Source organism: Shewanella sp. 433, assembly GCF_059338565.1.
On sequence record NZ_CM181703.1, the window covers coordinates 3,772,604 to 3,799,400 of the forward strand.

Below are 26,797 nucleotides of genomic sequence, written 5' to 3' on the forward strand. Positions count from 1 at the left end.
ATTAATAAAAGCAATAGCTTAAGCAGGCTCCATCCATGATGCTAATGACCCTATCGATAACACTAAGCCGATCCTTTATGGATTATCCCCCGTATAACCCCACGGTCTGAATCAACCACTTATTTGATGCAATCGACAATCAATGCAATTAGAAGATGAATGTTAAATTGCAATGTGTTACCAATATCTTACTCGCGCATTATTTGACCAAGGCTTGTCCCTAAGGTGATGCACTACAGGAGTTGTCATGAGTACAAGCGTTATTACGCTAGATAAGATCTGCAAAGGATTTACCGACGGCGATAAGTTTCATCAGGTACTCGATCATGTCGATTTACACCTGCAGCGAGGCGACACCGTTGCCTTAACCGGCCCCAGTGGCTGCGGTAAAAGCACCTTACTCAATATTATTGCTGGCTTTGAGCGGCCGACCTCGGGCACCTTATCCCTTTTGGGAACGCCAACCACCCAGTGGAATGATGCGTGCTGGAGTGAGTTTCGCCACCAGCAACTAGGGGTTGTTTTTCAGCAATTTAATCTACTCACCCCGCTTAATGTTGAAGACAATATCGCTTTCCCCTTGCACCTCAATAACGAGCGCTGGAACCCTTGGTGCGATCACCTCGTCGACACCTTGGGGCTTAGCGCCCTGCGTAAACGCCATGTGGAAACCCTGTCCGGTGGACAACAGCAACGCGTGGCCATTGCAAGGGCGCTGGCACATAAACCTGCGCTGTTACTCGCCGATGAACCCACAGGCAATTTAGATCAACAGGCCAGCCTTGAGGTGATGCGCCTGATTTGCGCTCTCGCGGCTGAGCACCACACCAGTATTTTAATGGTCACCCATAGCCAAGAGTGCGCCGAGTTTATGCAGCGCCGCTGGCACCTGGATTTGGGTAAGGTTCATGAATAACCCACCCAGTAGCCGTCACATCGGTAATCCTCAAGCCCTAAAAGGTTGGCAACTCACCCTGCGGGTGTTCTTGGCTCATTATCGACAATCACCGCTGCAAGCGGGCGCGATTATTATCGGTATTATCCTCGCGGTCACCCTGCTTACAGGCGTGCGCGCGACCAATGAAAATGCGATCAACAGCTATAGTAACGCCACCGAACTGTTAAGCCAGCAAGCCAAGTGGTTTATCACCCCACTGCCTAATACCCCCTTAAATGAACAGCTCTATTTTACCTTGCGCCAACAGGGGATCACCCACAGCTTGGCGGTGGTGCAAGGCATGCTGGTGGACGAACAGGCACGGAACTGGCAAGTTCAAGGCAGTGATATTATCGCCGCCATGAGCGCAGCCCGCGGCCATAGCTCAAATGACGAGAACACCGCAAGTCGGCATCGCTTTAACGGTAACGCGCTGCCACTGGCAAAACTTATCGCTGGTGAGCCTATCGTATTAATGAGTCAATCAAACGTCGAGCAGCTCAATCAACCTACGCTGACTGTCGAAGGGCAAACGCTCAGTGTTATCGCCGTGGATGACCAACTTAATTTAGGCAACCGCCTACTGATGGATATCTCACTGGCGCAGCAACTGCTCAATAAACCGCAGCAACTGAGTTATATCGCCATTTTTAACGATGTTAGCGCACAAAAAAACCAAATAGAGCAGTGGCTTGAGGATAAGGCTCATCTCAGCCCAAGTGACAATGGCGACAGCATGAAGGCGCTCACAAACAGCTTTCACCTGAACCTCACCGCCATGAGTTTACTGGCCTTTATTGTCGGCCTGTTTATCGCCTATAACGGCGTGCGTTACAGCCTGCTTAAACGTAAACGACTGATCACTCAGTTGCAGCAGCAAGGCATCATGAAACTGTCAATCATGTCGGCATTAGCCAGCGAGCTGCTGGTGTTGGTTGTGGTAGGTTCGCTCATCGGCTTTATTGGCGGCTTGCAGCTCAGTTACTGGTTACAACCTATGGTCTCAGTGACCCTAGAACAGCTCTATGGGGCCACCATTTTACCGGGAATATGGCAATGGCAATGGCTCGCTCAGGCGACCTTATTAACCTTTATCGCCGCCTTACTGGCCTGTAGCTCGCTGTTTATTGAGCTGCTGCGCCAACCGCTGGCCCAGAGCGCTGGGCAATTTCATCAACAAGCCAGTGCCCATCGCGCCCATAAGCGGCAACTATGGGTGTCGCTATGCTTAGCAACCGTCGCCTTAACCGGCATGGCATTAACCGACAATTATCGGATCACCATGGCGTTATTAGGCTTAGTGGTGCTCAGTATCCCGCTGGCCCTGCCTTGGTTATTGCAGCAATTAATTCAAGTTATTGAGCGAGTGGCACCCAAAGGGTTAATTGGTTATCAAATTGCCGAGACCAAGGAGCTGATCCCGCCGCTCTCTCTTGCCATGATGGCCATTCTGCTGGCACTCACGGCCAATATTTCGATGAATAGCCTAGTGAGCAGTTTCGAGCTCACGCTCAAACAGTGGCTCAATGCGCGTTTGCATGCCGACCTTTATATCCGCCCACCTGCTAGCCAGATGCAGCAAATTGCAGATTATTTAGCCGCCGATAAACAGGTCACTGGCATTTATGAGCAGTGGTCGATTAAGAGCCGCGCTGAGCAGCAGCCTATCTATTTAGTGGCCCGCGATGACTACTCAGTTGAGCACACCACAGTGCTTAAAACTGCGGTCGATAACTTATGGCAACGCTTTTTAATCGCTGATGTGGTGATGATAAGTGAACCTTTTGCCATCAAACACCAGTTGCGGTTAAACGACACCATAAAGGTCGATGTGCTTGGCGATATCCCCCTCAGAGTAGGGGCGATTTACTACGACTATGGCAATCCCTATGGGGAGGTGATCGTCTCGACTGTCACCTGGCACCAAGCCATGCTGTCCACCTTACCCATTAGCCTAGCGGTCACCTATCAGGGCGACTTAGCGCAATTAAGCCAGCGCTTGATGCAAAGGTTTTCACTGTCAGATGCACAGATATACAGCCAAGCCCGTATTAAGGCGCAAGCGATAGAGATGTTTAAACGCACCTTTTCTATTACTAAGGTGCTTAATAGCTTAACCTTATTGGTGGCCGCCATAGGATTGTTTAGCGCCTGTTATATGTTGACCCAAGCCCGTATGGCGCCGATTGCACGCCTGTACACCTTAGGGGTTAATCGCCGTCAACTCTCCCTAATGGTCACCAGCCAGATGCTACTAATGGTCATACTCACCAGTATTGTTGCCCTGCCGACTGGTGCGCTACTAGGCTACTTGCTGATCAATAAAGTGACCCTACAAGCCTTTGGTTGGAGCATTGCCATGATATGGGATTGGCAAGCCTACTTCGACGTGACTCTGCTCGCCCTCGTCGCTAGCGGCTTTGCCGTAGCCCTGCCCTTGTATCAGCAAACTCGCCGCCCTCTCATCAGTAGCCTACAGAGTGATGTGTTATGACACTATTATCCTCGCCCCGCGCGGGCCTGTTTATCCTATTACTCTTACTGCTTGGCTGCGATGCACCAGACACCAACCCTCAAAGCGCAATGGGCTCACTGATGGGCGATAATCTACAGGGCTATACTCAGGTCACCCCAGGGCAAACCCTGCGCTTTCCTGAAGATCACCAAGCCCATAACGATTTTCGCCAAGAATGGTGGTATTTGACCGCCAATCTCACCACGGCATCGGGCCAACCTCTGGGGCTGCAATGGACACAATTTAGGATAGCCCTATCGCCCAAGGCGAGTGAGTCCTCATCAGACTGGGCCACTAACCAGCTGTATATGGCCCACAGCGCGGTGACCACCGCACAGCAACATGTGGCAAAAGAGCGCTGGTCACGTGCCCAACCTCAATTAGCCGGCAGCGATGCCGCGCCACTGACGATTAAACTCGACAACTGGCAGTGGCAGAGCCAAAGCCAAGACCTGTTTCCGGCAACCTTAACCGTCAGCGATGAGCAGCTCAGTTATCGATTGTCACTTACAACTAGCGCCCCTTATCAATTACAGGGCGATAAGGGCTACAGCATTAAAAGCGGTGATGGCAGCGTCGCCTCTTATTACTATAGCCAGCCTTTCATCCAAGTCACTGGCGAAGTCACCCTAGAGGGGAAGTCAGTTAATGTCTCAGGCGATGCTTGGCTCGACAGAGAGTGGAGCTCACAGTTTCTCAATAAACATCAACAGGGCTGGGATTGGTTTGCGCTGCGTTTAGACGATGGCTCGGCGCTGATGCTGTTTCAGTTGCGCAGCGGCGATAATCAGGTGAGTCATTTCTACAGCGCCAGACGCATGTATGCCGATGGCAGCGGCCGTAATATCGACTCCACCAGCGCCCCGGCAGACATTGAGATGACACCCACCGACTGGCAACAAACGCCGTCGGGTCGATACCCAGTGGCTTGGCGTATCGCCATTGCAAGTGAACAACTGCAACTGACGATTAAGCCATTAAATCGTGACAGCCATATGCCATTGAGCGTGAGTTATTGGGAAGGGCCCATTAGCATATCGGGGAGTCACCAAGGCACTGGCTATATGGAACTGACAGGCTATTGACGGATAAGGAGTGGCCCAGCCATAGATAGGCGTGCTCACTCCCTCCCTTACTCGCAGGGCGCGACAAACTGCCCGCTTAAGCGTCCTCACCGGCATATCTATCTTGTTAATCATTGAAGTGGCGAAGTCCCCATCGACTTACTAAGCTGATTAATTACAACGAAAGCGCAGCCCCATAAATAACGAACTGAGCGTTAGATCACGCTTAAAAACTTGATCTTGATCGACAAACCGCTCAGTTATACCAATCTAAGTAAAAATATGATCTAATTGTATTTATCATATTCTCTTCATTTGTTGTTATGGATAACTTTAAGAATACCGACTTTAATTCACTAGCTCGTAAGCAAACATCTATTCAAATGAAGATGCGGCTACTTGCACTTGCTCATTTTCAAGATGGAAAGTCCCGAACACAAATTGCACGTTTTTTGAAAGTGAGTAGAACGAGTGTTAATAAGTGGGTACATGTCTTTTTAGAGGAAGGCTTAGCTGGGTTGCAAGAGAAGCCACGTACAGGTAGGCCACCATTTCTTAGCAAGAAACAACAAGCCCAACTCGCTGACTATATAGAAAAAAGAGCAAATAGCGATCAAGGTGGTAGATTGACGGGGGCACATATTCATAGCTACATTTTATCTGAGTTTGGTAAAAGCTATCATCCTGACTCAATCTATTATTTGTTGAATCATATGGGGTTTTCGTGGATAACCTCACGCTCTAAGCACCCAAAACAATCAATTGAAGCCCAGGAGGAGTTTAAAAAAATTCCAAATTAAAACGATCCTTAAGATCCCCGGGCACCTTTCTTTAGATCGCATTGATATTTGGTTTCAAGATGAAGCAAGATTTGGCCAACAAAATACGACAACGAAGATTTGGGCCAGAACGGGTACCAGACCACGGGTTGTACGGCAGCAGCAATTCGAATATGCATACCTATTTGGTTCTGTATGTCCTAATAGGGGCATAGGTCAGGCAATAGTCGTTCCATGGACGAGCAAGGAAGCGATGCACCTCCACTTAAAACAGATCTCGGACGTCACTGATATAGATCGACATGCTGTCGTGATAATGGATGGAGCCGGTTGGCATACCGAAGGTATCGCAGATGAATTCAAAAATGTCAGCATCATCAAATTACCGCCTTATTCACCAGAGCTAAATTCAATCGAACAAGTATGGAGCTGGATGCGCCAGCATTGTCTCGCCAATAGAGTTTTTAGAAATTATGAAGACATTGTCGATAGCGTTTGTGATGCCTGGAATACCTTTACCGATAGTTCAGAACGAGTGACACAAATGTGTTCTAGGGACTGGGCAAATATGACCAGTTAGTTTTCCAGTTTGGTATTACCTCTCTGGAGGTATGCCCACAAAAAAAACACGGTTTAAACTCAATTTAATCCTAAGGCGGTCACCATAACTAACCAACTGAGTTGGCTACTGTTACTGCGAATAACAAGGTAAACCCCATGCGTCAGGAATATCACGTTACAAGCTTAGTGGTACATGCCGCGCCGAGCGCGGTGACACAAGTGACAGCTGGTATCGAGGCCCTAACTGGCGCCGATATCCACGCTATCAGCGACCAAGCAAAATTTGTGGTCACCCTAGAGGGTGAGTCACAAGCATCTATACTCAAAAACATCGAAGCCATTAACGCCCTCAACGGGGTGCTATCGAGCAGCCTTGTCTACCATCAAGTTGAACCTATAGCAGAAAAGAGTGAGGAAACACCATGAGCATTAGCCGCCGCGAGTTTCTCAAAGCCAACGCCGCAGTTGCCGCTGCGACCGCTGTTGGGGTCACTCTGCCAGTGAAGATCGTTGAAGCCGCTGAGCAGAAGGACACCATCAAGTGGGATAAAGCCCCCTGCCGTTTTTGTGGCGTGGGCTGTAGCGTATTAGTGGGCACCAATAACGGCAAAGTGGTCGCCACTAAGGGCGATCCAGAAAGCCCGGTTAACAAAGGCCTTAACTGTATTAAGGGCTACTTTCTATCAAAAATCATGTATGGCAAAGACAGACTCACTACGCCACTGCTGCGCATGAAGGATGGCCAATATCATAAAGAGGGCGAATTTACCCCTGTCAGCTGGGATGTCGCTTTAGATACCATGGCTGAAAAATGGAAACACACCCTCAAGACCAAAGGGCCGACCGCGGTAGGTATGTTTGGCTCAGGCCAATGGACCATTTGGGAAGGTTATGCCGCCTCGAAACTGCACAAAGCGGGTTTTCTCACCAACAACATCGACCCCAACGCGCGTCACTGTATGGCATCTGCCGTGGGTGGCTTTATGCGTACCTTTGGTATCGATGAGCCCATGGGTTGTTATGATGATTTAGAAGCGGCCGACCACTTTGTGTTGTGGGGCGCCAACATGGCCGAGATGCATCCCATTTTGTGGGCACGTTTGTCAGATCGCCGCCTCAGTAATGCCGATTGTCGGGTACATGTATTATCCACCTTCGAAAACCGCAGCTTCGACCTCGCCGATAATGCCATGGTGTTTAAGCCGCAATCCGATCTGGTGATTTTGAACTACATAGCCAACTACATCATCCAAAACGATGCGGTTAACAAGGACTTTGTTAACAAGCACACCAAGTTTGCCTTAGGCATCACAGATATAGGTTACGGCTTACGTCCAGAGCATCCGTTAGAGCAACAAGCCAAAAACCCAGGTAATGGCAAGTCGACGCCAATCAGCTTCGATGAGTACGCTAAGTTTGTTAGCACCTACACCTTGGAATACGCCGCCAAGATGAGTGGCGTTGAACCTGAAAAGCTCGACATCATGGCCAAAGCCTACGCCGATCCCAATGTGAAAATCATGAGTCTGTGGACCATGGGGATCAACCAGCACGTCCGTGGTGTTTGGGCCAATAACATGCTCTACAACATTCATCTACTCACAGGTAAAATTGCCACACCGGGTAACAGCCCGTTCTCACTCACAGGCCAACCTTCGGCCTGTGGTACCGCTCGTGAAGTGGGTACTTTTGCTCACCGCCTACCTGCTGACATGGTGGTCGCCAATCCAGAGCATCGCGCCATCACAGAGCAACGTTGGCAGTTGCCCGAAGGTACTATTCCGCCCAAGCCGGGTTATCACGCGGTATTACAAAGCCGTATGCTCAAAGATGGCAAGCTTAACTGTTACTGGACCATGTGCACCAACAACATGCAGGCAGGCCCCAATATTAACGATGAAATTTACCCCGGTTTCCGTAACCCAGACAATTTCATCGTGGTCTCTGACCCTTACCCAACCGTCACTGCCATGGCAGCAGATTTGATTCTGCCAACGGCCATGTGGGTTGAAAAAGAGGGCGCCTATGGTAATGCCGAGCGTCGTACCCATATGTGGCATCAGCAAGTTCAAGCGCCAGAAGGGGCTAAGTCTGACTTATGGCAATTAATTGAGTTTTCGAAGCGCTTTAAAGTGTCAGAAGTATGGCCAGCTGAGCTAATAGCCAAGAAGCCTGAGTACGCCGATAAAACCCTGTATGAGGTGTTATTTGCTAACGGTGTGGTCAACAAGTACCCGCTGTCAGACTGCAAAGGCGAGCTTAACGATGAGTCTGCGGCCGTGGGTTATTACCTGCAAAAAGGCCTGTTCGAGGAGTATGCCCAGTTTGGTCGCGGTCATGGCCACGACTTGGCGGACTTTGATGCCTACCATGCCTCTCGCGGTCTGCGCTGGCCTGTCGTTAAGGGCAAAGAAACCCTGCGCCGCTTTGTCGAAGGCAGCGATCCTTACGTTAAGGCTGGCGAAGGCTTTCGCTTCTACGGTAAGCCTGATGGCAAAGCGGTGATTTTCGCCCTGCCTTATGAACCCGCTGCCGAAGAGCCAAACGCAGAATATGACTTATGGATGTCAACTGGTCGCGTACTAGAGCACTGGCATACCGGCTCCATGACCGCTCGCGTGCCAGAGCTTTACCGCGCCTATCCCGATGCACAAATTTTTATGCATCCAGAAGACGCCAAAGCCCGAGGCCTACAGCGCGGCGATGAGGTGATCGTTGCCTCACCTCGCGGTGAAGTCAAAACCCGCGTCGAAACCAAAGGCCGTAACAAGCCGCCAAGAGGCGTGGTGTTTATGCCGTTTTTCGATGCTCGCCAACTGGTGAATAAGCTGATGCTCGACGCGACCGATCCGTTATCGAAAGAGACCGATTACAAGAAGTGTCCGGTAAAAGTGATGAAGGCCTAAGGCATGTTATTTAACCATGAGTTTGCACCACTAAAAGAGGTTTAAGCAGTACGCTATGAGTAAGGTCAATCGACACACCCAAGCCAAAGGCGTTAATCGCCGCCAGTTTTTAGCCACCTCGGCTAAGGCTGGCTGTGCGATGGGATTATTGGGATTAGGGATCACCGGCGTGGCGAAGCAATCATCGCACCTTGACCCGTTAGCAATAAGGCCCCCAGGCGCATTAGCAGAAGATGACTTCTTATCTGCCTGCGTGCGCTGTGGTCTGTGTGTTGAGGCTTGCCCGTACGACACCCTGAAACTGGCCCGCTGGTTTGAGGGTGCGCCGACGGGGACACCTTACTTTACGGCGCGCAAGATCCCCTGCGAAATGTGTGAAGATATCCCCTGTGTTAAAGCCTGCCCCTCGGGCTCGCTGGATCACAACTTGACGGATATCACCCAAGCAAAAATGGGGGTTGCGGTGCTTATCGACCAAGAAAATTGCCTCAACTTTAAGGGGCTTCGCTGCGATGTGTGTTATCGCGTTTGCCCATTGATTGATGAAGCAATCACCCTTAAGCGCCAGCACAATCAACGTAGCAACCATCACGCCCTGTTTATCCCCACGGTCAACAGCGACAGCTGCACCGGCTGTGGGAAGTGTGAGCATGCTTGCGTGTTGCAAGAAGCGGCGATCAAAGTGCTACCGCCCCATATTGCCAAGGGCAAAACCGCCACCCACGATACCTATATCAATACCGAAGAGACCACGCTTGAGATGTTAAACAAGGGGTCACGCCATGACGCATAACAGCATGGGTCATACCACAAACAAAGGTGCCAAGACGCGCTTTGACCAAGCCGCGATTGACCAATTCGGCTGGTGGCGCGCCCACAAGTTTCTATTGCTGCGCCGCGCTTGCCAGCTAGGTGTGCTGTTTGCCTTTGCGATTGGCCCTTGGTTTGGCTTCTGGCTGCTTAAGGGGAATCTGTCTAGCAGTGAGTTATTAGGTGCCGTCCACTTGGCCGACCCGCTAGCGACACTGCAAGTGCTGATGAGCGGCCACTGGCCAGAGCTCAGTTTGCTACTTGGCGCCGCGGTTATCGCCATCTTCTATTGGCTAGCAGGTGGGCGGGTATTTTGCAGCTGGGTATGCCCAGTCAACCTAGTGACTGATGCCGCCAGCTGGCTAAGGCGTAAGTTACATTTACCACGCACAAGCGAAATGCCACGGCATTTACGCTATTACCTATTAGCCGTGGTACTCATACTGCCGCTGCTCACCGGTATTGCGGTGTGGGAATGGGTGAACCCGGTGCCCATACTCTATCGCGCCCTCTTGTTTGGCGCAGGGAGTGGCTTGTGGATATTAGCCGCCATCTTTTTGCTCGATCTCTTCATTTGCGAGCGAGCCTGGTGTGGTCACCTCTGCCCAACCGGGGCGATGTTTGCCCTACTGGGTAAAACCAGCCCAATCAAAATCAGCGCAGTTAACGCCAGCAGCTGCGATAACTGCATGGCCTGTTTTGAGGTCTGCCCCGAGCGCCAAGTATTAAAACCTGCACTAAAAGGGAAAAATCCCATGATAACCGACAGTGACTGCACTCTATGTGGTCGCTGCATCGATGTCTGTGCTCCACGCGTATTTCAGTATCAAAATCGAATTGCCCTAAAGGCGGAGAACAACCAATGAAAAAAGCACTCACTTTAGTCGCGCTCATGGCGCTCAATGCCAGCGCTACTGAACTCGCACCAACCAAAACAGAGCCCGTTAATGTGAGCTCGCTCAGCCACGCGGCGATCACTGAGGTACGCGCTGCCGATGCGATGCCCACTTACCCTAAAAAGGGAGAGCCGATAGCCCGCAGCTTTGTCCACCAGCCCCCGCTAATTCCCCATAAGGCTGATTATAAAATTACCATTAAGAAAAACGGCTGCATGACTTGCCACAGCCCAGAAAAAGCCGTGCGCATGAAAGCAACCCCAATTCATGACTCGCATATGCAGGCCGATAGCCAACTCAACAATGAGTATTTCAACTGTACTACGTGCCACGTACCGCAAGCGGAGAACAAGCAGAAGTTGGTTGAGAATAACTTTTCTAACCAATAAGGTGCGAGATTCGAGCAGGCTTGAAAACTAGCCTATTGTTACAAGCAAAGGCCACCTAGCAATAGGTGGTTTTTTATTGTGTTTGCAATAATGGCAAAGTGTTTGAAGGTTTCACCTTCATGGTGAGTTGTCTGCTAGCACGACGGTATTCTGCCTGTGAATGCTGATAGCAGTTGTTGTAGCATCTAGCTCAAGTATTACTTGGCGGCCTATTTGAAGGTCGCACCTTCAATAGGTGTTAATTGCTTGCAGCAGGCTTTATGTGTAAGCACTCTTTTGGCTCGGTGAGTGAAGCATAGCTTCGTGCTTATGAACGAGAGACAGGGATTGTCGAACTGGCTTTTAGATAGGGATATCGTTGTGCGCCGTCCCTATACGCTCCACGGCGGTATCTGACCTCCATGGATGGAGGGAATGCCAAAAAATGTAAGGAACATTTTTGGCCATGCCGCCAAGGGCCAAAACCGCGCTTACACCTATATCTAACGCCTCTTCGATTTAGCCGCATTTGATGTGGGTTGCTAGTTAAAGGCTAACGTGCTTTTGCCCCAAAGTGTGCTGGTCTTGGAATGAAGAACGATGACATTTGTTTGAGTAGCGGCTGGCTGTATTTTCATTTATTGAAAGTGTTTGAAGGTCGAACCTTCACTGTTGTTAATCGCCTGTCCGGCGGGGAATGTGCAAGCGCTCTTTTGGCTCGGTGAGTGAAGCATAGCTTCGTGCTTACGAACGAGAGGCATGGATGCCGAACTGGCTTTTAGGCATGGACGTTGTTCAAGCACGTCCGTGTGGGCTCTGCGAAATCATCCATGATTTCGAAGGCCAAAACCGCGCTTACACCTCTACCTAACGCCTCTTCGATTGGACTTCATTTGATACGACTAGTGAGTTAAAGGCTAAGAAGCTTTTGCCCCTTTCCTCGTTAGAGTTATTACTCTCGTCGTTCTTAATCATCGATGTTTAACCAAATTTCCCTAATAATTAGCTATGCGTTGGATTGATTGTTTTTTGGCTTGCATCTACTGATTTGATGACTATTCAGAACTATTAAAAACCTTTAATATGAGCATCTTGCTTTTAAATAACGGAATGATTTGATGAGCAAAGAATGGATCGATGAACTTAAAAAACTGTTTTTCTCCCCAAACCTTGACGGTGTAGATGTTCCGAGAGCTGTAGACTTGAAACTAAAGCATATACCCCAAAGGTTATTTAAGTATCGTACTTTTGGGAAGTACTCGCTAGATAACCTTAAAAACAACACTCTATGGTGCTGTAAAGCTAGTCAGTTCAATGATCCGTATGATAGCTCGTTTTTCTTCCAATACCATCCTGATACATTGGCAAATAATCACTTGAAGAATGCTCATGGCCTTTACACAAAAGATGAGATAGCAATAATAAAAGGCTCTTCAGACCCATTAATGACTATCGCAGAAATAATCTCGGCTAAATCTCATAACTGCCCAGCCCCAGAGAAAGTACATGACATTCTTTTAGGTAAAAATTTTAACATCGAACAAGTTAAGCAGATTAATCAGTATCTAAAAAATGGTCCTAACATTTGCTCGTTGAGTGAACGAGTTGATTCAACCTTGATGTGGTCACATTATACAAATGAGCACAAGGGTTTTGTTATGGAATATGATTTTTCGGAGTTAGATCGAGAATCAGGTTTGGGAAGGTTAGTCTGGCCCGTTATCTATGAAGACCGCTTATTTGACGCATCGAACTATTTTGAAGTGGGTTTAAACGGAGGAGCAGCAAGCAATATGATGGGTATTGTATCCTCAATGCATAAAGCAAAGGATTGGGAATACGAGCATGAATGGCGCTTAATTTTGATGAATGGGTTCTCTGAACCAGCGGGTAATAAGCCATCACCATCTGTAAAAGCAATTTATTTGGGCGCAAAGATGCTGCCAAAAAACAGAACGAGACTAATCAATATCGCTATAGAGAAAAAAATTCCAGTATATGAGATGAAGCTTTCAGACTACGAGTTCAAGATGGAGCCAAAACCAGTATTTGAACCTTGAGCATATCTATGTTTCGCCAAGGAATAATGAATATCACTTATTCTCTCGCTTCCATTTGTATAGGTACGTGACAGTAAAATGCAGCAGACTCGTTTATGCCCCAAAGTGTGTTTCGCAGTTAAAATGGAAAATGGTTCAAGTAGGGTTTTGCCTATAGAAAAGTTGATGTGAAAGGGTCTAGTTCAACCAAGAAGTTATGCATGTCCCATTTTTTGGTTTAATGAGTTAGTTCATTTTTATGTCTCAGTTTTAGCCCTTTAATATTTGGTTGTGCTAATTTAAGAAATTTTAGGTCGTACAAGTTGTAGACAAACTGAAAGTGCGTTATGTTGTTGATTTAAATTAGATGGTCAGAATTTTTCTAATGGTTTCTGTCAGGTAATTTATGTGATGAAATAATGTTGAGTAAGGGTTTTTATGAAAGTTTTTGGATTTAATTGGAGCTTTATTGCACCAATTATACTATTGATAATAGTAGTGGTTTGGATTGGTTTTTATGTGGTTGGTAAAAACCTACTAGCTAAAGATATGGTTTTTGCATACACAGCTTTAGCCGCAGCTGTTATTATGTTTATATTGAATGTCATATTTTCAATGAAGAGCGATAATGTTACTAAAGTAGTTAGACCCCATTTATATCATTATGGTAATTCTATTGATATACACTCTATTTCAAGCAGTGATAATGTTAAACCATCATTCACTGTTTTTAAACGTGATGTGATTTCCAGATTTTTGGAGATTCCTGATTCTCGAGATGCATTTAAATATGATTTAGATAGTAGGAAAGCATTAGGTATAAAACTATCGGAGTACTTAAGAATTAATATTGTCGGTATGCTGCTTGAACTATTCCCTGACTGGTCGTCTACTTCTATAGTTTTCAGAAATGAATCGAGGACTAGTTTTAATAATGATAGGGTTTATGCAGGTAAAAACACCTTCTTTTCTATTCAAGATTTGATTGATAATCTGAAACTACCTATAACACCAGAGATATTAGATTTTGGTATAGTTAATGGATTAACCCTTCCGCCGAACACTAAAATTTCAGGCACTGATGAAAGCATTGTTATTGACACCCCATTTATTAATATTTATATTTCTATTAGCTTAAATTATAACTTCGATGCTGGGAATGTTCAGTATAAACCCGATGGAAGCACTTATCTGTATTTAGATGGTAAAGATCTTGATAAATTACATCATTATGCCAACATAAAAATGACATCTCAAACTAAAAAGGAGAGGTCAGGAAACCCAAAACTAGAAAACTATATTAGTTGGTCTAATAAGTTATTTGAACATATAGATCGAAGTTTTAAACCAACACAGCATGGTTAGTGATTATATAAATCAAAAGTGGACATCCACTCTTAATGGCATAACAATAAACCTCCGACTATGCTTTGGTCTAGGGAATCCCCAGATAATTTCTTTTACAATCAATTAGTAGACACGCATGGTGCTGTTTGATCTAATCAATTTCGCCAAAAACAAACTAGAACAACACCATGCGTGACATTACAATACTACATGACTCTCTTAGCAATCAATGCTCTTCCATCCACAAAAAACGTCTTAATTCTCTTATGGTTGCCACTAAATCATTACTAGATGGTGATCAACTCTCTTTGACCCAGCTAGGCCGTAATATCTCTGGTAATGTGGCGCCTAAGCACAGTATCAAACGCATTGACCGCTTGCTCGGTAATCGCCACATCAATAACGACCGATTGACGATATATCGCTGGCATGCAATGCATCTTTGCGGTGCTAACCCAATGCCTATCGTGCTTGTCGATTGGGCCGATGTAAGAGAACAACTCCGCTTGATGACATTGCGCGCCTCCATCAGTGTTCAAGGGCGCAGCGTGACCCTTTATGAGCGTACTTTTGAATTCAAAGATTACAACGCACCTCGCAGCCACAATGTTTTTCTGACTGAGTTGGCAAAGGTGCTTCCGAATGGCTGCTGTCCGCTAATCGTCACCGATGCTGGCTATCGCAATACTTGGTTCGCTCAAGTAGCAAGTCACGGCTGGTTTTGGTTAGGGCGTGTTCGTGGTGACGTCAGTTATCAGCATGTTGGAACACATCAATGGCACTCCAATAAGTCGCTTTACCCAACAGCAACGAACAAAGCCAAATACATCGGCCGTGTTAACCTTGCCCGAAAAAGCCCATTGCCCTGTCATTTACACCTGTACAAAGCGAAAGAAAAAGGTCGTAAAGACCGCCGTTCCTCAAATGCAGGAAGAAACCATACCGCCCAAGCAAGCTACGGAAGAAGCAGCAAAGAGCCGTGGCTATTGGCAACCAACTTACCACCTAATCACTTTAACTCGGTCCAAGTGACAAAGCTCTACGCTAAGCGAATGCAGATTGAAGAGACCTTTCGAGACTTGAAGAGTCCACAATACGGCATGGGGCTGAGGCACTGCAAAAGTCGTTGTCCGAAGCGGCTAGATGTGTTGCTGCTCATCGCTATGCTGGCAGAAATTGCCTTATGGCTAATTGGTATCGTTGCCTTACATCTAGGCTGGCAAAAACACTTTCAGGCCAACACCATTCGGCACCGGCCTGTGCTGTCGATTGTCAGATTGGGGAAAGAGGTTCGGCGGAGGGAAAACTATCAAATAACAGCGCAGCATTTACGCTGGGCAATGCATGAATACATAAAGTTGGTTCACACTGCTGGGAGACCTGAATTATGAGGGGATCCCCCAGTGCTTTGGTTAAGCATTAAAGAAGGAGACTTATATATCGCGAACTCGCAGAATTCAAGACACTCCCTATTACCATTGCTGTAGCCGCGTTGTACGGCGTGCAAGTCGTGCAGCACTGCATCGATCCACTCAACAGCTTGTAAGGTGCCGAACTTTACCTTAATCCATAGAAATATTAATCTGAAACTCATTTATTAGAGCAAAAGTCCTGACTCGGAAATGTCCAAAAATAATTTAGCTTTTAACGGTTCTGTGGATACCAATTACGGCTAAATCGAAGAGAGTGATAAGTCGGTGTAGGTGCGGCTGAGGCCTTCGATTTCAGGGATGAAATCGCAGAGCGCCCAAGGATGGGTTTACAGCGGTGCCGAAGAAGCACCTGCACGAAAGGCCTGCGGCAAGCAATTCAACATGATGAAGGTTAACGCTACCATCAATCAATAAAAACAAACTCGACTAAATGCTACCAACCAAAAATGCCAACACCTTCATTCGAAGGCAATTGATAAACCATGAAGCTATGGTTCACAAAACAATCACCAACACCCACTTAGCCGAAGGCAAAATGCTGTAAGCTGCCCTTTCGACAGCACTAATTCGAAAACTTGAGTTCGATGACATTACCCTCTGGGTCGTTGATATAAACCGAGCGTCCGAAACCTTGGGCGCCATAACGCTTGGCAAATCCCTCGGTGGTGATACCAAATTTTGCGAGATAATCCAGTAATGCCTGCTCATCCATTGAGGTGATGAGCAGGCATACATGGTCGACATTACGGCCATCTTGCTGCGGTGCTTTACCACCGAGGCGGCCGAGTTCACTATCGCAGGTGACAATATCAATGAGGGCGGTGCCTGCGCGCAGCTGAGTTAAGCCCTCTTCTGCCAGCTGCCGCTCCAGATGGCAGCCAAGTACCTGGGTATAAAAATGCAGCATAGCCTCAAGCTTGGTGGTACGAAAAACCACATGATCCACTCCGTTAACCTCTATCATGCGCGTTAACCTCCTATGTTTTGGTGCCGTTATTCATTGCTGGTTGCTGAAAGAGTAACCAGTTGATTGCCCAGTTAAACACAAATAGCCCCTATGATTCAAAAATGGGGCTTAGCTATTTTGTTATTGATGTGATTTAGGGTAGCTTGTGATTATCAGCTTTGATGGAGCCTTTTATGAAACAAGGTAAGCACGACGCCCAACTGTTAAAACTCGCCATGGATATTGGTGTAGGTTACGCAAAAAAACGTGGCTTTGCCGATTTTGGCAAAGGCATCTCCCCTAAAGATAAAGTCGAATGTATCTACCGACTGTTAGTGCAAGATAAACTGATCCAGCCCTTGGCCACAGACAAAGAAGATGGCCCTAATATGAAGCACAAATTGATCTTATGGATCAGTCGTCAACTACCTGAAGATCATCCGCTGCTTAACTAAGCCCGATCCTAGGCATTGTCTGGATAACTAAGCTGATGCCTATTCTCTCGAACCTCCACTTGCCCCATCTCTCGTTCCACCAACTGACTGGGTCACAGCTGACCGCCGCCAAGCTTGGTGGGCGGCATATTGACCATTTGATCTCCATCAACAAGCAAAGTAATTCCCTGCAAAGTGGATAAAGATCAGCTATAGATCAAGCATATCCCCCGCTCTTAACTTAAGGATCTGCAGTGGCACTGCGCGGACTCACCAGTCAGCAAGCACAGACACTCTTACAACAATACGGTGAAAACTGCCTGCCTAAACCGCCCAAATTAAGCTTCTTACAACTGTTTGTGACCCAGTTTAAGAGCGCCTTTATCTATGTGCTATTGGCGGCTTTTTTAGTCTGTTTACTATTAGGCCAATTCATTAATGCCATCTTTATTTTTGCCGTGCTGCTGCTCAACGCCATCATAGGGACGCTGCAAGAATACTCAGCCCAGCAAGCGGCCGATGCCCTAGGCAATATGGTGCCGCAGCAAAGCCGTGTCTACCGCGACGGCCACCCAGTGACCATCAACAGCAGCACCTTAGTCCCCGGAGACTATGTGATGCTTGGCAATGGCGATCGCATTGGCGCCGATATTCGCATTGAAAAACAAGACCAATTTAAGGTGGATGAGTCGGCGTTAACTGGCGAGTCGGTAGCGGTTAGCAAGAACGATTTAGCCTTTGCTGGCACCTTAGTCACCCATGGGCGCGCTGAAGGCGAGGTCATTGCCACTGGACAGCAAACTCAAATTGGTCAAATTGCCGATATGGTTCACAGCGGCGGTCACACCAAACCGCCACTGATGCAGCGTATTGAGCGCTTTACTTTGATAATCGCCGTCGCCACCTTGGTGATTATTGCGCTGATCTTTGGTCTCACCCTGCTGCGTGGCGCCGATCTGTCGCAGGTATTCCTGCTTGGGGTGGCACTGGCAGTTTCGGCGATCCCCGAAGGCCTGCCTGCGGCGATCACCGTGGCTTTAGCCATAGGCATGAAACGCATGTCGAAAGCCAATGTCATTGTGCGCAAATTAGTCGCGGTCGAATCATTAGGTTCGTGCACTTATATCGCCTCAGACAAGACAGGCACATTGACGGTTAACGAGATGACCATTAACCAAGTGTGGCTACTCAATGGCGATAAATATCACGTAGCGGGCGCGGGCTTATCTCCCAGCGGCTTGATCCATAAGGGGGATGACACAGATCCCATCAATCTTGATAACGCACCAGCACTGTGCCAACTTGGATTGAGCGGCATATTAGCCAACGAAGCCCACCTTGAGTTTGACCATAACACCATCCACGCCGATGGCGATGGGGTCGATCTGGCATTTCTCGCCTTGGGTTATAAGCTCAATTTACCTATGGCGCCTTCGCTGCAGCCACAGCAAGAGCAGCTGTTTCCCTATGAGTCTGAAAACCAATTTAGTGCCAGCATTAATCTAATAGAAAGCGAACTGGTGGTATCGGTAAAGGGGGCGGTGGAGAAACTGCTCCCCATGTGCAGCCTGACCGAAGCGCAGCTTGCCCAGATCCATCAGCAAACTCACTATATGGCTCAGCATGGCTATCGGGTATTGGCGGTGGCGTCGGCTAAACTGAAACATCCCGGTCACCCTTTTACTGAGCTGTCATTTTTGGGACTGGTCGCCATGAGCGATCCGCTGAGGGATGATGCGATAGCGGCAGTTGATCTTTGCCAGCGGGCCCACATCAAGGTGGCGATGATCACTGGCGATCATCCCGTGACCGCCCTTGCCCTATCCCATCAACTTAAATTGGTATCAGGCAAGAATGATGACGTTGTCACGGGTGAGCAACTCAGCCAGGCACAACAAGCTGGCATAGCTCAGTTTGATGCCTTGGTAGCGCGCCACCGCGTGTTTGCACGGGTGCAGCCTAAGCAGAAGATGGAGATCACTGAATCACTGATTCGCCAAGGAGAATTCGTCGCCATGACAGGCGATGGCGTCAACGATGCTCCAGCGCTTAAACATGCCCATGTGGGCATTGCCATGGGACGTAAAGGCACCGATGTGGCGCGCGAGAGTGCCGACTTAGTGTTAACCGATGATAAATTTAGCTCCATTGTTAAAGGCATTATTGAGGGGCGCATCGTTTACAACAATATCCGCAAGGTGATCTATCTGCTGATCAGTACTGGCGCCGCAGAGCTACTGCTGTTTATTTTGAGTGTCCTGTTTGCCCTGCCCATCCCGCTGTTTCCTCTGCAAATTTTATGGCTCAACCTAGTTACCAACGGCGTGCAAGATGTGGCGCTGGCGTTTGAACCCGCCGAAGGCCATGAGATAGAACAACCGCCACGAAAACCTACTGAGCCGATATTCGATCGTCTTATGCTAGAGCGTGTGTTAGTGAGTGCTTTATGGATGGGGATAATCGCTTTTGGCTTGTTTGCCTTAAACTTAAAAATGGGCGCTAGCGAAGAAGCCGCGCGTAACCTCACCTTAATGTTGATGGTCTTATTTGAAAATGTGCATGCCCTTAACAGTCGCTCGGAGCATAACTCACTATTTGCTATGCCTTGGCTCAGTAATCCACTGCTGTTACTGGGGATTGTGCTTGCTCAGAGCATTCATATTAGCGCCGGCTATTTACCCGGTATTAGCCAAGCACTTGGAATCAGCCCTATCAGTGTATCGCAGTGGCTAATACTCTTAACCACTGCACTTACACTATTACTGATAGATGAATGGCATAAACGCCATTGGCGCCGTCAACGTCAACTACTGCCCATCACATAGGCGTTAAGCTGGCGAGGACAGTAACTGGTCATCCGCGGGGATCACCAATACATTACTGCGGATACGGCTCAACATGGCTTCAGCAGTATTACCGATAACATAACCCAGTAGGCCGCGACGCTGGCGCGCCCCAAGCACCACATAACGAGCCCGTAAACGGCAGGCAAGCTCATATAAACAGAGATCGGGCTCGCCCGCTAAGATATGAATATTATCTTGCGGCAAGCCAAGCTCATCGAGCTGCGACTGATAACGCTGATAAGCCTCTTTAATCAGAGTGCGAGTATTGATGAGATCCATATCTCTGAGGATCTTCGGCACCCGTACCACATAAGCCAGATGCAAGGCGCAACCTGTAGCCTTAGCCAGTTGGCGGGCATGTGTAATTACACTATGGTTAAGCTGCTGTTTTATGGCTTTATCGCTCCCTAAATCGACGGCCATTAGCACACTGTTGGCGCGGTTAACCGGATTATCGGTCAGTAACATCAGCGGAATTTTAACATGGCGGATCAGGTGCCAATCCACAGGTAAATAGTGCTCGGCATCATGAACCGCTTTAACCATTAAATCAAAGCCATGGCGAATAGAGTGATGACAAGCATGTTCGAACAGATCTTTAGTCCACACCGTATTGACGGGGATATCATCGGCTTTAAGCGATTGCAGCTGCGCTTCAATGTCGCTGTTACGTTGCTTCATAATATGCTGCTTCGCCACGGCAGCAAGCCGAGGGTTATAGTGCTCTTTGCCACTAAAAGACTCATAACTATAGGCAAACACCTCGGCCGTTTTGTCCAAGGCCCTCGCAAGCTCCACTCCTGTGGCGATTGCATCGGCTTGTTGCTGCTCTTTTTGCGAAATGATAAACACCTTATCCATGGTTCTCTCCTACCGCTAAACCTTAAGTTGAGCTTAGTCACGGTTTGTGACTTGTGCCTTGATCTTGGTCATAAAATTGACCAAGCTCACTATCATATACACCATTGCGGCAGGAGGCCAATATGGCCATAGATAGCTTTGTGCTGTCACTCTTTTTAATCTTGCTCTGTGGTCGCCTACTGGGTGAACTGTTTAAGCGCTGGCAATTGCCTGCTGTGGTGGGCGAAATGCTGGCAGGCATTCTAATTGGTCCAACCTTGCTTAACTGGATCTCTCCCAATGACACCTTGGCGATTATGGCTGAGCTGGGGGTGATACTACTGCTGTTTTCTATCGGCTGCGAAACCTCAATAAAGCACCTTTATCAAGCCGGCGGCAGCGCCATTGGCGTCGCCTTCATCGGTATCATCCTGCCCGCCGTCGTTGTAGGGATCTGCGCCGTACTCTGGCTTAATCAACCCAGTTTTACCGCCATTTACTTAGGCTGCGCCCTCACGGCGACCAGTATTGGTATCTCGGTGCGCGTACTGGCGCAGGCTAAACAGGCCCAAACCCGCGAGGGTCATATTATTTTGGGGGCGGCGGTGATCGATGATATTGCTGGGGTGATTTTACTCAGCATACTGTTTAAATTCGCCACCTCTGGCGAACTTAGTCTCGCGGCGACCTTGCTGCTTATTATCAAAGTGGTCGATTTTTTACTGTTAGCCCCCCCACTAGCGCGCGGACTCTTGTACCTGTTCAGAGCCATCAGACCCACCGACCATCACAGCGGCTATGAGGCGATAATTACCTTAAGCCTTATCTGTCTATTTGCTTGGATAGCCCATGCGTTTGGCGCACCAGCGCTGCTCGGCGGGTTCGCCGTTGGCTTGGCATTAAGCCGTCAATTTGTGTCGCCGCTGCAGCGTTATTTAAAAAATCCCTTCCCGTTTACCCATAAGATGGAAGAGGCATCGAAACCCTTGGTCGATGTATTTGCGCCTATCTTCTTTGTCTATGTGGGGATCAGTCTCGACTTAAGCCAAGTCGATAGCAGTGTCAGTGGTATGTTAATTCTAATCACACTGTCACTTTTAGCCATTGTCGCAAAAGTCGCAGCCGGCGCCTTTATCAATGGCCCTATGCGGTCTAAATTGATTGTTGGTAGTGCTATGGTGCCAAGGGGAGAAGTGGGGCTGGTGTTTGCCGAGATGGGGCTTCAGATGAACATCATCAGCGCAAAGCTTTTTACCGAACTGGTATTAGTGATCGCCATTACCACCATTGTTGGCCCCTTGTTACTCAAATGGGCGCTGCAATCTTCCCCTCAGGCGACGTCCAAAGGCTCCTCTAACTGATACCTTGTAGCACGTGACTAAACAACAGCTAAAAAAATACCCATCAAACGATGGGTATTTTAATTAGCTTAGCTGGCGCTCAATGGCATCAGTTAACGGGTGATACTACAAACAGGAGTTCGCCTTGTGAGACCTGCTGCCCATTGCTGTTAAGAATACGCTCAATGCGATATTGCTTATCTTCTGGGTACAACACTGCTCCTTGGCGATTAAAGCCTGCCAGCGTCACCTGAGAGAACATCTTCATCGCTTCGGTTAACGCAAGCGTTTGATCGACCGTGACAATGTCACCCTCTTTAACGAAGTCAGCTTCACCCGGTGCTGGCGAGGTATAGAAGATACCCGCGCCTTGTGCTAATACTTTTAGCTCATTGCTCTCACCAACTCGTAGCGATTCGGTATCGACACCCACGGTTTCCGCTGCAGCTTCCATTTCGGCAATCAGCTCAGGAATATCCAGCTCAGCCATGAAGCGTGGTAGATAGTTAGTGTCATACACGCCTTCGTTGAAGGTGCCATCTTTTAAGATACGTGTAAGCAACGGAATATTGGTCGCAATACCTTTAATGACCACTTCGTTGGCAAGATAGTCATGCAGCTTGTTGATCACATCTTCGCGCGACTCACCACGGCAGATGATCTGGGCGATCAAGCTGTCATAGTATGGTGATACCTCTTTGCCTTCGCCGGCAATTGAGATGATCTCGATATCATCGCGCTCAGGCATCGCATATTCGGTGATCACCCCTGGGTGCGGTAATAACTGCAATATGCCATTGCTGTCTAATGCCGCTTTCTCGGCGGTGACACGCACTTCGATAGCATAACCAATCTCTTGTGGCTCAAGGTGCTCAATAGAGCGACCTGCGGCAATGTCGAAACCGGCGCTGACAATATCAATGCCTGAGGTGGCTTCGGTGACAGGATGCTCAACCTGCAGACGAGTATTCATCTCCATGAAGTACACTTCATTGGTATCGAGGTTGTAGATAAATTCTACCGTACCTGCGCCCATGTAATCGGTAGCATCGCCTAATGCACGGGTGTATTCCATCACCTTTTGCTTAAGCTCATCTGGCAACATCGTTGAGCCAGACTCTTCAATCACTTTCTGGTTGTTACGTTGTACCGAACAATCTCGTAAGCCCAGTACCTTAGTATTACCAAACTGATCTCGCAGTAACTGCACTTCAATATGACGCAAAGAGGTAACGTATTTCTCTAGGTAAAGGTCTCCATTACCAAATGCCGCAGCCGCTTCGGTAGAGGTCTTTTGGAATAGAGAGATCATATCTTCTGGGCGTTCAACAACTTGAATACCCTTACCGCCACCACCTTGTACCGCTTTGAGCAGCACTGGGTAACCAATTTCACTGGCCACGTTGACCGCTTGCTCTGCGTTGGTCAAGATACCGTGACTACCAGGGACCACGGGGACATTTTGCGATTGCGAGGTTTTAATCGCATTCGACTTGTTACCCATGGTGGTCATGCTGTGTACGCTAGGACCGATGAAGTTAACGCCGTTGTTGACACACAATGCGGCAAACTGTGGGCTTTCAGACAGGAAGCCAATACCAGGGTGCAGCGCATCAACGTTCTCATATTCAGCCACTTTCAGCACTGAATAGGCGTTAAGGTAACTTTCATCTGAAGTATTACCACCGATACAGACCAGCTTATCATTTTCATTAAGCATGTCGGCCGGCACCGAGGTCATATCAGGATCTGATGCCACCAAGACTACATTGATGTTGTTGTCGTGGGCCTTACGGATAAGTTTAACCGCGGTACAACCACGCGCATGCACCAGTACCTTTTCAATCGGCTTCATCAACTGACGAGGATCGTCTTGAACAATCTCTTCCACCGCCACTTGCATTTCAGGCACTAAGGTCGAAATAGCATTGCCGATCACATCTTCAATTTTAGCCGTCGGTTTAGGCATTAGTGGATCGATACCGCTGAGTTGGTCATCTATGGTGTCACTAAATGGATTAGTGACCAAGGCGTTCATTGCGCCCGGAACCTTAGATAGGTAGTTCGACAGTGTCGAGGTCGATGGCAAGTAGGCGGGTACCACCATCTGACCTGCAAATGGCATGTTAGTGCCAGACAGGTAATATGTTTGCACCAAAGGATGGGTCACAAAACTGGCTTGAGCCCCACCGGTACAGTCACCGAAACCAAACATCAACACTGGCAGTTCATTATCACGAATGAAACGGGTAATACGATCGTTTACCACGGCCATAGAGAACAGCGCTGCCGCCCCTTCTTTAGTCTGCATACCACCAGAACTGATGAAACAGATAACCGGCAGTCTGCGTTTAGCACATTCGATCAACAGCGCGCTGAATTTCTCGGCGCTAGCCATATCGAACGCACCCGCTTGGAATGCGGTATTGGATACCGCCACACCTGCGCGAATGGTTTGTCCCTTGTACTCAACGTTAGCGGTACCGGTGATCAAGCCACACGGACGAATGCCTTTATCGAGTGCATCTTCAATTGATAAACGGAAACCTGGGAAATTGAGTAGGTTAGCCGACATTTTGTCGCCATTTAGCTCATCAAAATCACTGAAGAATTTAGCAATGACATTTTCCCAAGTCATCTTACCCTTGCGCTTCTCATCGCGAAGCACTTTCTGGATAAGCAGATCTTGATAACCCATGGTCAAACGGTTCCAGAAGTCTTTACGACGACCAATACGCACAGGGTTGATGGCACCAGTGTAATCGCTGCTCTTCTCTTCGCTGGCAAAATACTCAGGCAGTAGACGCTCGAAGAAATAGGTCAAGATAACGAATAGACTGTCGTTAAGTTGCGGGAAACCAACGCTCTTCCACTGTTCAGTTTTGGTCAGTAGATCGGCACGGTTTGACTGCGACATAAAATACTTCAGCCACTTATAGAACTTGTTCTTATCGTTAGCGGTATCTTGCTTAGAGATAGCGCGATCGATTGAGTCATGCAGCAGCTTGTCGACAGAGGCGCGCGATAAACTCTTCGTCATCATGGCTTCTTTCGCGATTGAGGCGAGGTTGCCCACCACGTTGTCATACAGCGCATTGAAAATTAAGATGTTATAACATTGCCAAATAAAATCTTCGCGTAGCTCGTCATGGACGATCACATCCAGAACTGTCAGTTGATTAAGCTCTGGCCAGTCAGCTTGCGTCACTTCATCAGGCAAGCTTTCTAGATAGTGGATCAAGCCTTTGAAATTGTTTTCGGCGTTGCCTTTCCAGCGATGGTATAACGACCAACCGATATTGAATAACAGTGCCTTACGCGCCTTTTTATAATTCTCTTTAGGCTCACCTAAAATAAACCGCGTCAGCATGTTACGTTCGGTAGACACATCATCGCGCTTGGCGGTAAAGTTGCTCCATAACTTATTGAGATCTTCGTCGTAAACCAGTTTATCTGGGCTAGATAACCAAGACTGGAATACCTTATCTTGCTCTTGCTGGATACGCGCCAGCAGATCGCCTTCAGGCACGCTCACCTTAGATAAACGGCCATATTGCTCTTGAGAAATAGAATGAATACGGCTACGTAAGGTTAAGTAACGTAGGTAACGGTATGAACTACCGAATAAATTAAGGTGCATCGTTGGATTATCAGCAACCGATAACCCCGCCTGCTCTTCTAGAGCAGAAAGGTTCTTTGACGGGTGCAAGAAACGATTTAAGCTGCGGTCATAATGTTCACGTAAATCTTTCGACTCGCGCACAAACTGCACTGCGGCATTCTCAACCGCTTCAATACTACTAATGATCGCACGGCGAAGATTATGCTGACGCTCATCTTTATCTGACGGAGAAAAATCGATAATGCCATCAATACAACCCGAGGTGTAAAGCTCTTCTGGCGATACACCTACCGACTTAGCACACTCTTGCCATGATAAGTTGTACTTACGCGCAATGCTTTGCAGCCCTTGAGGCTGAATGGTGTTAAAAATACCATCACGCAGTGACAACAAAATGTTAGCCGCAGCTAAGGGGATGGCACCACCAGAGTAGCCAGCGCCAATCACGATACCCACCGTAGGGACATCGACGTTGGCACTTTCGGCAATGGCTTTAGAAATTGTGTGCGCTTGGTTTTGACTGTTAGCCACTTCACCCGCATCGGCACCTGGGGTGTCGATAAGGTAAACGATAGGCATAGCTAATTCAGCAAAATGGCGAATAGCAGCACAAGCGGCTAGATGATGCTCAGGCATCCATGCACCATTACTGGTGGTACGCTCTTGGGCAATAAAACCGATACGGCGAGTGCGAGTACCAAAATTGAGTTCAACCTCAGCACTGTAAAATGGGCCTAAGTGTTTATCGGTGATCAGCTTGCCTTTGAGATCGGCAATAACGCGCTTGGCACCAAGACGGTTTTTATCTAAGGTGGGTTGAATCACTTTAGCGACATAACCATCTACGTCTAATTGTTCCAATTCCTTAAGATTAGACTGAATAGTCTCTTCACTTAATAAACCGTTAATCTGCTCTGACAGACTCTGCTTACTGTGTTTTGGAAACAAAGAAAAATCTTGTGCCAAATGCTCCGCTTGAAGAAAAAGCGGATCGGCAGTTTGAACCTGAGTCGTGTTTGTGGGCTGATTGGTGCTGGTCATCAATTGATCCTCTGCTTTAGCCTCTAAAATTTTTAGCCAATAAATATAACTTTGTTATAGGGTCAAATGCTAT

18 protein-coding genes are annotated in these 26,797 nt (G+C 47.9%); 15 read left to right on the forward strand and 3 right to left on the reverse strand.

The genetic code is table 11. The annotated features are described in order from the left end of the window. Positions 1-247 precede the first annotated feature (247 nt). The 12 genes from AC5YB1_RS16740 to AC5YB1_RS16795 all read left to right on the forward strand — a co-directional run bounded on the left by AC5YB1_RS16740 (position 248) and on the right by AC5YB1_RS16795 (position 15,613). Positions 248-916, forward strand: a complete 669-nt coding sequence (locus AC5YB1_RS16740; protein WP_475515819.1) for an ABC transporter ATP-binding protein — start codon at positions 248-250, stop codon at positions 914-916. Beyond that, complete coding sequence (locus AC5YB1_RS16745; RefSeq protein ID WP_494520083.1) at positions 909-3,431, forward strand: ABC transporter permease; 2,523 nt, start codon at positions 909-911, stop codon at positions 3,429-3,431. Before AC5YB1_RS16740 ends, AC5YB1_RS16745 begins: the two co-directional genes overlap by 8 nt. Next, a complete protein-coding gene (locus tag AC5YB1_RS16750) occupies positions 3,428-4,537 on the forward strand; it encodes a lipocalin-like domain-containing protein (RefSeq protein WP_494520084.1) in 1,110 nt (369 codons plus the stop codon). The genes AC5YB1_RS16745 and AC5YB1_RS16750 overlap by 4 nt, the downstream gene beginning before the upstream one ends. Positions 4,538-4,839: 302 nt before the next feature. Continuing rightward, positions 4,840-5,875, forward strand: a protein-coding gene (locus AC5YB1_RS16755; protein WP_494518896.1) for an IS630 family transposase whose coding sequence is annotated in 2 segments (ribosomal slippage) — positions 4,840-5,298 and positions 5,300-5,875 — 1,035 coding nt in all. Because the reading frame shifts where the segments join, the coding sequence is not laid out codon by codon here. 137 nt (positions 5,876-6,012) lie between these two features. Then, positions 6,013-6,282: a chaperone NapD gene (locus AC5YB1_RS16760; RefSeq protein ID WP_494520085.1), complete on the forward strand. Its 270-nt coding sequence runs from the start codon at positions 6,013-6,015 to the stop codon at positions 6,280-6,282. Continuing rightward, the gene (gene napA / locus AC5YB1_RS16765) at positions 6,279-8,762 is read left to right on the forward strand and encodes a nitrate reductase catalytic subunit NapA (RefSeq protein WP_494520086.1); all 2,484 of its coding nucleotides are present in this window, start codon (positions 6,279-6,281) and stop codon (positions 8,760-8,762) included. Before AC5YB1_RS16760 ends, napA begins: the two co-directional genes overlap by 4 nt. Positions 8,763-8,817: 55 nt before the next feature. Then, entirely contained in the window at positions 8,818-9,555 is a 738-nt protein-coding gene (gene napG / locus AC5YB1_RS16770) for a ferredoxin-type protein NapG (protein ID WP_494520087.1), read from the forward strand. Further along, positions 9,545-10,438, forward strand: a complete 894-nt coding sequence (gene napH / locus AC5YB1_RS16775; RefSeq protein ID WP_494520088.1) for a quinol dehydrogenase ferredoxin subunit NapH — start codon at positions 9,545-9,547, stop codon at positions 10,436-10,438. Before napG ends, napH begins: the two co-directional genes overlap by 11 nt. Continuing rightward, positions 10,435-10,857 carry a nitrate reductase cytochrome c-type subunit gene (locus AC5YB1_RS16780; protein WP_494520089.1) on the forward strand — a complete coding sequence of 141 codons (423 nt, stop codon included), beginning with the start codon at positions 10,435-10,437 and terminating at the stop codon, positions 10,855-10,857. The genes napH and AC5YB1_RS16780 overlap by 4 nt, the downstream gene beginning before the upstream one ends. Before the next feature lie 1,097 nt (positions 10,858-11,954). Beyond that, a complete protein-coding gene (locus AC5YB1_RS16785) occupies positions 11,955-12,896 on the forward strand; it encodes a DUF2971 domain-containing protein (protein ID WP_494520090.1) in 942 nt (313 codons plus the stop codon). Between the two features lie 417 nt (positions 12,897-13,313). Then, positions 13,314-14,240 carry a hypothetical protein gene (locus AC5YB1_RS16790; protein ID WP_494520091.1) on the forward strand — a complete coding sequence of 309 codons (927 nt, stop codon included), beginning with the start codon at positions 13,314-13,316 and terminating at the stop codon, positions 14,238-14,240. Between the two features lie 170 nt (positions 14,241-14,410). Further along, complete coding sequence (locus tag AC5YB1_RS16795) at positions 14,411-15,613, forward strand: IS4 family transposase (RefSeq protein ID WP_494520027.1); 1,203 nt, start codon at positions 14,411-14,413, stop codon at positions 15,611-15,613. A 604-nt stretch (positions 15,614-16,217) separates the two neighbouring features. Here AC5YB1_RS16795 and AC5YB1_RS16800 read toward each other — a convergent pair. Beyond that, positions 16,218-16,619 (reverse strand): VOC family protein, encoded by a 402-nt coding sequence (locus AC5YB1_RS16800; protein WP_494520092.1) that lies wholly within the window; start codon positions 16,617-16,619, stop codon positions 16,218-16,220. Between the two features lie 176 nt (positions 16,620-16,795). Between AC5YB1_RS16800 and AC5YB1_RS16805 the strand changes: the two genes are divergently transcribed. Both AC5YB1_RS16805 and AC5YB1_RS16810 read left to right on the forward strand, forming a co-directional pair. Further along, positions 16,796-17,056 (forward strand): DUF5062 family protein, encoded by a 261-nt coding sequence (locus AC5YB1_RS16805; protein WP_110455847.1) that lies wholly within the window; start codon positions 16,796-16,798, stop codon positions 17,054-17,056. Between the two features lie 233 nt (positions 17,057-17,289). Then, positions 17,290-19,860, forward strand: a complete 2,571-nt coding sequence (locus tag AC5YB1_RS16810; protein ID WP_494520093.1) for a cation-translocating P-type ATPase — start codon at positions 17,290-17,292, stop codon at positions 19,858-19,860. Positions 19,861-19,863: 3 nt separating this feature from the next. Here AC5YB1_RS16810 and AC5YB1_RS16815 read toward each other — a convergent pair whose 3' ends face one another. Next, complete coding sequence (locus AC5YB1_RS16815) at positions 19,864-20,742, reverse strand: universal stress protein (RefSeq protein ID WP_494520094.1); 879 nt, start codon at positions 20,740-20,742, stop codon at positions 19,864-19,866. Between the two features lie 122 nt (positions 20,743-20,864). On the opposite strand from AC5YB1_RS16815, the gene AC5YB1_RS16820 reads away from it, so the two are divergent. Continuing rightward, entirely contained in the window at positions 20,865-22,082 is a 1,218-nt protein-coding gene (locus tag AC5YB1_RS16820) for a cation:proton antiporter (protein ID WP_494520095.1), read from the forward strand. Positions 22,083-22,170: 88 nt separating this feature from the next. Here the strand turns inward: AC5YB1_RS16820 and AC5YB1_RS16825 are convergent, their stop codons facing one another. After that, positions 22,171-26,724, reverse strand: coding sequence for an ATP-binding protein (locus AC5YB1_RS16825; protein ID WP_494520096.1), 4,554 nt, complete (start codon positions 26,722-26,724; stop codon positions 22,171-22,173). Between the last annotated feature and the right edge of the window lie 73 nt (positions 26,725-26,797).

Coding starts and splice junctions, on each gene's coding strand:
- AC5YB1_RS16740 (WP_475515819.1), top strand. CDS start 248: ATGAGTACAAGCGTTATTACGCTAGATAAGATCTGCAAAGGATTTACC.
- AC5YB1_RS16745 (WP_494520083.1), top strand. CDS start 909: ATGAATAACCCACCCAGTAGCCGTCACATCGGTAATCCTCAAGCCCTA.
- AC5YB1_RS16750 (WP_494520084.1), top strand. CDS start 3,428: ATGACACTATTATCCTCGCCCCGCGCGGGCCTGTTTATCCTATTACTC.
- AC5YB1_RS16760 (WP_494520085.1), top strand. CDS start 6,013: ATGCGTCAGGAATATCACGTTACAAGCTTAGTGGTACATGCCGCGCCG.
- napA (WP_494520086.1), top strand. CDS start 6,279: ATGAGCATTAGCCGCCGCGAGTTTCTCAAAGCCAACGCCGCAGTTGCC.
- napG (WP_494520087.1), top strand. CDS start 8,818: ATGAGTAAGGTCAATCGACACACCCAAGCCAAAGGCGTTAATCGCCGC.
- napH (WP_494520088.1), top strand. CDS start 9,545: ATGACGCATAACAGCATGGGTCATACCACAAACAAAGGTGCCAAGACG.
- AC5YB1_RS16780 (WP_494520089.1), top strand. CDS start 10,435: ATGAAAAAAGCACTCACTTTAGTCGCGCTCATGGCGCTCAATGCCAGC.
- AC5YB1_RS16785 (WP_494520090.1), top strand. CDS start 11,955: ATGAGCAAAGAATGGATCGATGAACTTAAAAAACTGTTTTTCTCCCCA.
- AC5YB1_RS16790 (WP_494520091.1), top strand. CDS start 13,314: ATGAAAGTTTTTGGATTTAATTGGAGCTTTATTGCACCAATTATACTA.
- AC5YB1_RS16795 (WP_494520027.1), top strand. CDS start 14,411: ATGCGTGACATTACAATACTACATGACTCTCTTAGCAATCAATGCTCT.
- AC5YB1_RS16800 (WP_494520092.1), bottom strand. CDS start 16,619: ATGATAGAGGTTAACGGAGTGGATCATGTGGTTTTTCGTACCACCAAG.
- AC5YB1_RS16805 (WP_110455847.1), top strand. CDS start 16,796: ATGAAACAAGGTAAGCACGACGCCCAACTGTTAAAACTCGCCATGGAT.
- AC5YB1_RS16815 (WP_494520094.1), bottom strand. CDS start 20,742: ATGGATAAGGTGTTTATCATTTCGCAAAAAGAGCAGCAACAAGCCGAT.
- AC5YB1_RS16820 (WP_494520095.1), top strand. CDS start 20,865: ATGGCCATAGATAGCTTTGTGCTGTCACTCTTTTTAATCTTGCTCTGT.
- AC5YB1_RS16825 (WP_494520096.1), bottom strand. CDS start 26,724: ATGACCAGCACCAATCAGCCCACAAACACGACTCAGGTTCAAACTGCC.